A 7,137-nucleotide genomic window follows, 5' to 3' on the forward strand; every position below is an offset into this window, starting at 1 on the left:
CTAAACAGCGCCCATACGCGCTTTGTTCATTTGACTAATAGGAGTATCAACTACGTCAATAAAGGCAAAATCACAAAATCTATAAAATTTGATGAAATATCGCTCATAAAGCTCACCGCCACGCCGCTATTCGGACATATCGTGCCCGCTAGAAATTCCATCGGCATTGTGCTTTCGTTCATCGTAATAGCCGTCGCATTCGCCGGATTTTTACAGAACCTTAGAGGATTTATAATTTTTATTATGAGCGAAACGGACTTTGAAAGGGTTTGCTATTGTCTCTTAAATTATCGACATATTAGCCCGTCAAAATTCCAAAAGCAGTTTGTGATATTTCAATGAAAGAGCCTATTAAGCGATATCGGCGTTAAAATTTAAAAAGCCGTTTCGGCTCCTTAAATTGGTTGCAACTTAAATTTGGACGCAAATTTAATAATTTCGCGTGCGTTAAAATTTTATGGTTTTGCGGCATACAGCGGGAATTTAAAGGCATGGAATTTGAAATTTCACGAAATTTTGCGGAGCCGCGAAATTTCAAAAGCTCCGCAAATTTAGCTTACGCTACCACCGAATGCCCGCTTCCAGCCAAAACTGCCTGCCCGCCTCATAGACCAGATCGAGCGAGGTATCGCTGCTAAGCCTTGCTTTGTTGCGCTTATTTAGGACGTTGTAGATGTCTAAATTCGTAAAAAATTCCACCTCGCCCGCCATCTTCTTAGCGTATCCGATGCGCGCATCCCAGCTGTAGCTTTTGCCGAGATTGACCTTTTCGTATTTGTCGTATCTGGCAGGATACTTGCCCGCAGGCGTCTTGCCCGTGCGGGCGATCGCTTCTTGCGAGCCTTTAAACGAGAGGAAGTTATTTACGCTGATGCCGTAGCTTGGAATTTTAGTGATAATATTTAGGCTCGCAGTCCAAGGCCTGGCGTAGTCCTGCGCCGGAAGCTCCGATAGCCTCATCAGCTTACCGTCGTATTCGATGATCTTTTCATCTTCGAGCGTTTCTCTATCAAGCGATATGTCATAAAGGGTGTTGTTCGTTTTCATCTTGATGTGCTCAAAGCCCAGCTCAAAGCCATTTAGCGTACCGAAGGCCTCATAATCATCGATCGTTTTAACGCCGAAGGTTAAAATTTTATTTTCGCTTCTGCCGTCATTAGTAAAGGTTTGATAGTTGTTTTGGTAGTTCGGATTCGGCGCTAGACCTAGATCTCTTCGCGTAGATTTGATGATCTGATCCCTGCCCTTGCGGCTTACATATTTGCCGAAAAACTCAAAATTCCCAAGCTTTTGCTTTGCCCCAAATACCAGCTCATCCTCATAAGGTACCTTTAGCTCGTTAAATTTAGTTAGAGACGGGTCTTTTGGCAGTTGCGTCCAGTTTTGCGTATAGGCATTGCGCGGGCGCGTGTAGGTAGTGGCGAGCCCCTCTCGACCTTCTCTTAATTTATAGGTAAAGAGATTGCGCCCGTAGTAGCGGTTTGCGCCGAAGCTAAGAATCGAATCGCCGTCGCCGAAAATATCGTAGTAGCTGTTAAATCTCGGTGCCGCAGTCGTTTGCTTCATATAATCGTCCCTATTTAATCTTACGCCCGGTCGCAAGGTAAGATCACCGATTTTTATCTCATCCTCCAGATAAACCGCCAAGCTCTTCATATCTACCTTAGTATTGCCCTTGTAATAGCTTTTTCGCGTAAAAAACTGACCGCTTCTACCGAGCCTCGCAAAAGAATCGTCTATCGAGCAGAGCTCGTCATTCGGATCGCAAGCATTTACACCCGCAGGTAGCGGTGATATTCCGCCAGCGGTCATAAACTCTTTTTTTACGTTAAATTTAGCCTCTTGCTTTTTAAACTCAAAGCCTGTGATAAATCTATGCTTGCTGCCGCCGAGATCAAATTCGTTAAACTCCAGATCCGCGTTGTATGAAAGGCTCTTTTGAGTCTGATCAAGATCCCCAAAGCCGCCCTCTATCGCTGCGGCAGATAAAAATTTACTGCCCCAATTCTTTACGTTTGAGTATTGCCAAGCCCTGTAATATTCATTCTCTGCATCGCGCGAACTCTCCAGCTTGCTGTAGGATAAAATTTGATTAAATCTAGCAAAATCGCCATCGTAGTCGGTTTTAAGCGCTAAATTTAAACCGCCCGATTTCATATCGGCGTAGGAGTCTTTGACGTGGTCGTTAAACATCTTGTTTCGCTCGGGCGCGTAGGTTACGCTCGGCGTGATAGTTAAGCGGTCGCTTGCATACCAAAGCGCTTTTAGGAAATAGTTGTCTATATTTCGCCTCTGAACTCGCTCGGTGATGGTCGTATCTGCGTTGTATCTTCTGTCGTAGGCTTTGAGCGGAATTTTACTTCTAGTATTTGTGTAGCCGAACATCAAACCCAGATCTTCGGTAACGGTGCCCTCTAAATTTAACCTCGTGATCCACTTATCAAATCTCGGCTGATTTAGTGGCGTAGCGGAGTTTTCAAAGCTCTGTTCATCGCCGTAGATATGGTATCTAGTCCAACTATCTTCGGTGTGCTGCATCGAAAACTTGCCGTGAAAGCCCGCACGCGGATCTCGCGTCTTAGCCTCTACCACGCCGCCGGTAAATCCGCCGTATTTGGCGGAGACGCCGCTATCGTGCACCTCGACGCTCCGTAAAAAATCGCTATCGATCGCCATACCTTGCGAGACGGAATTCATCGTATCAAACGCCGAAAAGCGCGTAGGATTGCCGCCGGGGTTTCTAGCGGGATCGAGATCATTATTCATATTCGCGCCGTCAAGCATAAAGTTGTTTTGCCAATACTTCGCGCCGTTGATACTGATATTTGCGGGGCTGATCTCGCCTAGCGTCGTGCTCTGGCGGTTTGTGGAGCTGAATTGCACATTTGGATTGGTACGCAAAAGCTGCACGAAGTCGCCGTTGCCGCTAGGCATCGACTCGATCATCGTCCTGCTTATTTTTTGCGTACCGCCATAGCTATCGCCGACGCTCGTCAGGCTCGAGTCGATGTTACCGACGACGACTATTTCGGGGAATTTATAACTATTTGTCATCGCAGCCGAGCTTCGTACCTCCGAACTCTCTTTGGTAGCAACGCTTCTGGTTGCGTTATTTTCAGACGAATCCTGCGCGACGCTTAGGCCGCAAAGACACGCCGCGACTATTAAGGAGCGTGCAAGCCCCCCCCCGCAGCGATTTTGAGTGGATTTCTCGCCTTTTACGGAAGCGGAATAATTGCGGCCTGCGCCGCTTTTACATGGCTTACAGGCCCAAAAATCGACAATCATTTTTTCTCCTTTTTTTGAAAATAAAAATTAAGACTGAGGAAATTTAGCCAATAATATTTTAAATTTCAATAAAAGTGATAACAATTATACGACTTATGTAAACAATAGAAAAAATGTAACAAAATAGCGGTATATCGGCGAGATAAATCTATTCCAAAATAAAATTTATCTAAAATCTATGCGCAGCACAGATGGGTTTAATTGAGCTTTATTCTTGAGTTCGTTTTTAAACTGCATAAATTTACGAAGCCGAAATTTGCCGTGCAAGCTCCGTTAAATTTAAACTCGCCGAGTAAATTTAACGAGCAAAATTTAAATGCGCCGAGCCCGCTAAAATTTCGGCGCATTTATCCTCACCGTCTCATCGGTGTCAAAAATATATGTCTGCGCCGCCTCCGCGATATCCTTGGGCGAGATGGAATTTACGATCGTTTCAAAGGTCTTAAAATCGGCGATCTCCTCATTCCAAAGCGCGTATTTTACGAGCGCGTCGTTCCAAAACTCAGGGCTTTCGCGAGCGGTACGCGCCGTGATAATCTGGGATTTTTTAAAATTTTCAAGATGCCGCGCTACGTCCGATCCGCCGCCTGCGATTTCTGCAAAAATTTCTCTAATTGCGGATAAAATTTGATCCGTATTTTGCGGCGCGCAGGAAAACGAAATATGAAGGCTCGAGTGCCCGTACGGGATGCGGCTTAGGCTCGAAGCGACCGAAAAGCCGTAAGTACGCCCCTCGTCCTCTCTGATGCGCTCTCTAAGTGCTTCCTGAAGCACCGAAGCTAGGGCTGAAATTTTAATTGCATTTTCAAGCGAGTATGGAGCGGATCTGTTTATCGCGGTAAGCGCGACGTCGCTTCTAGGGGAGTTTTGATAGTTGCGCATAAAAACGTGCCGTCCGCTTAAGCTGCGGATGCCGTCATCTTTAAAATCCTCGCGTTCGCCGCGAACAGGCAGGTTCGCCAGATATTTTTTTATGAGGGCTTCGGCGTCTTTTAACTCAAAATCGCCGCTAAGTACGAAAGTGTAGGATGCGGCGTTGCTAAATTTATCATAGACGATCTTTTTTAACTCTTCCGCGTTAAGAGCTTTGATCTGCGCAGCGCTTAGAGGGCGCATTCGCGCATTGCCGCCGTAAAAAAACTCGCTAAATTCCCTGCTAAATTTGTATCCGGGCAATTTCTCGTTTCGCGCAAGCTCGTCGAGCGATTTGATCTTTAAATTTTGCAGTGCTTTCTCGTCCATGCGCGGAGAGCTAAGCTCTAAGTTTATCGCTTCCAGCAGCCATTGTAGATCCTGCGAGCCGCAGCTTCCGTAAAATCCGTGAGAGAATGCGGAGATATTTTTGCGGTAATTCACCTGCCGCCCGCTTAAAATTTGCGAAATTTCATAATTGTTAAACTCGCCTGCGCCGCTTTCGTTTGAAAGCATCGCGGCAAAACTGCCAAGCCCGGGATGCGCCAGATTGGACATTCCTCCCCTGCTTACCGCGGCAAACGAGATGAAATCCTTGCGCGTCTTAAGTGGCTTTAAGATCACGGTTGCGTTATTTTCAAGCAGGTAGGTATAAAATTTAAATCGCGGCTCAAAACTCTTGCTTAAAATTTTGCCCTCAGGCAGGTTTTTAGAAACCAAGCTACCCGGCAGCTTTTTATGCGCGGCATGCGTATTTATCGCCCTGGCGCCATCCTGCAACTTCTTAAATTTGGTCTCATCCAGATTGTATCCGGAGCCGCTAAATACGCTTGCGTGCACCTCGCTTAGATCCGTCAGGCGCCTAAATTCTAAATTTAGCTCCTCTAGGCTGATCTCGCGCAGCAGTTTTACCTCCAAATCTCTCTGTTTTGCGGCGCTAGGCAGAGCGGCTCCTGATTTTACGGCATGAAGAATCTCTCTTGAAAAAAACGCGGAATTTGCGCTTTTTCTGCGCTCGAAGGCGCTGTGCCGCGAGCTGATCAAAGCATCCTTCGCAAGGGCGAAATCGCGCGCATCAAAGCCGCTATCTCGCAAGCCTTTGATTAGCCCGAGCGCCTGCGAGATCGCGCCGTCAAAATCTCCGCCCAAAACGGCGACGTCGAAGTTATAGATCGTTTTTTGAAACTGCAAATTCGATCTGGAAAAATTAACGCGCAGCAGCGCACCTTCGCTAGCCTTCGCTCGCTCGTAAATCGTAGAAATAAGGCTTGAGATAAGCTCGCTTTTTAAAATTTTCCTCGCATTCGCCTCGCTGCTTGGGGGCGCAAATTCCTCCCAAAACGAAATTTTGACTGAATTTAGCGACGTTTCGTTCGTATCGTAATTGTAAATTTTCAAACCCTGTCTCGGCGGAATGCCCATATCCGGACGGGCGTAGGAGTTTGTATTTTTAAGAGGCGAAAAATTTTGCTCTAGTAGTTTTAAAATTTTATCCCTTTTAAAATCGCCCACGGCTATAAATTTCATAGACCTGGGCTGGTAAATTTTTTGATAAAGCTCCTTGATTCGCTGCGCGCTTACGGATTTTACGACTGCCATATCGCCGATCGGCGCACGATCAAAATACGCGCTGCCGCCGTAAAGCTCCTCATCCATCCGCTCGTAAAGCCTCGCGATCGGCGTATCGCGACTGCGCGCCTCCTCGATTATGACGCCTCTTTCTTTTACGAGCTCGAGCGGATTAAACTCCACTCCGTCCGCAATCGAAGCAAAAATTTTAAAAACGTCCTTTAAATTTTCTTCGCTAACGGCAATGTTAAGCGTGTAGATCGTGCTGTCGTAGCCCGTCTGCGCATTTACGTCGGCGCCGAATTTCACGCCCAGGCTCTGCAGCTTTTTGATAAGCTCGTTTTTGCTAAAATCGCGGCTTCCGTTAAAGGACATATGCTCGATGAAGTGTACAAGCCCACGCTCATTAGGACCCTCATCGATCGAGCCCGCATCCACGATGAGATAAAAAACGGCGGAATTTTTAGGCACGGAATTTTCTAAAATATAGTATCTAAGCCCGTTTGGCAGCGATCCTCGCAGGACGGCTTCGTCCCACTCAAGCGCAAAAGCCCCTGCACAAAGCAGTAAAAATAGTAAAATTTTTCGCATTTAAGCCCTTTATTTTCTAGTAAAATTCGCTCGCAGATATTTTTGCAGACTCTTCTCTTTCGGCTTATCAAGCTGCTGGTCTGCGCCATTCTGCGCTATTTTTTAGATTTGCTCGCCCCGATTGCTAGCCTGTGATATCTCAGGTTCGCCTACTTTTAAGCCGCCTGTTCGCTGCGCTAGTCCCGCTCTGTTTCACGAGCGTATCGATTCTAGGCTTGCGCTACGCGGCTTCTCTCATTTATTTTATCGCTCAGAGGTACGCAGGCGCATTTGATCTTTATCTACGATCTGCGCGGCGACACGGCGGCACGCCCGCGCAAGATAAATTTTGAAATTTACTTGCACCCAGTCTAAATTTAAAAAGCGCGAGTCGGTAAATTTTAAAATTTATGTCTGGCATAGCAGCTAGTGGCTTTGAAATTTCATAGCTAAATTTCGCAATTATCTTTCAAAGTCGCTTTTATTGCAAAACAGACGAACCATTTAAATTTTACATCGCCCTATTCTCATTACGCGCTGTTTTAGCACGGATTGATCAAACAAGCCATTGACGCACAATCTTGGCTTCTTCGCCGTATGACGTTTTGGTGCTCCGCTTATAAACGCGCCGCCCTAAACTGCCGTTTGCTACAGGATAAAATTTTAGCCTAAAGAGCATTAAATGAAAATTAGTATAAATAAAATGTGAATTTTTTGAAGTTAAAAGGGAATTTCGAGTTAGATAAAATGGCCGGGAGATAGGGATTCGAACCCCAGGAGGCTTTCACCTCAACGGTT

General features: G+C 46.1%; 3 protein-coding genes. 1 reads left to right on the forward strand and 2 read right to left on the reverse strand.

The window, feature by feature from the left end; translation table 11 throughout:
- Positions 1-342: hypothetical protein (locus tag Q0257_RS03735; RefSeq protein ID WP_298021707.1), on the forward strand; the 342-nt coding region annotated here is incomplete at its 5' end.
- 219 nt (positions 343-561) lie between these two features.
- On the opposite strand, the gene Q0257_RS03740 is transcribed toward Q0257_RS03735, so the two are convergent.
- Together Q0257_RS03740 and Q0257_RS03745 are read right to left on the reverse strand one after the other, a co-directional pair.
- Positions 562-3,288: a TonB-dependent receptor plug domain-containing protein gene (locus Q0257_RS03740; protein WP_298021709.1), complete on the reverse strand. Its 2,727-nt coding sequence runs from the start codon at positions 3,286-3,288 to the stop codon at positions 562-564.
- Positions 3,289-3,618: 330 nt separating this feature from the next.
- Positions 3,619-6,360, reverse strand: a complete 2,742-nt coding sequence (locus Q0257_RS03745) for an insulinase family protein (protein ID WP_298021711.1) — start codon at positions 6,358-6,360, stop codon at positions 3,619-3,621.
- Positions 6,361-7,137 lie beyond the last annotated feature (777 nt).

This window comes from uncultured Campylobacter sp., assembly GCF_938018035.1.
Classification (GTDB): domain Bacteria; phylum Campylobacterota; class Campylobacteria; order Campylobacterales; family Campylobacteraceae; genus Campylobacter_B.

Coding starts and splice junctions, on each gene's coding strand:
- Q0257_RS03740 (WP_298021709.1), bottom strand. CDS start 3,288: ATGATTGTCGATTTTTGGGCCTGTAAGCCATGTAAAAGCGGCGCAGGC.
- Q0257_RS03745 (WP_298021711.1), bottom strand. CDS start 6,360: ATGCGAAAAATTTTACTATTTTTACTGCTTTGTGCAGGGGCTTTTGCG.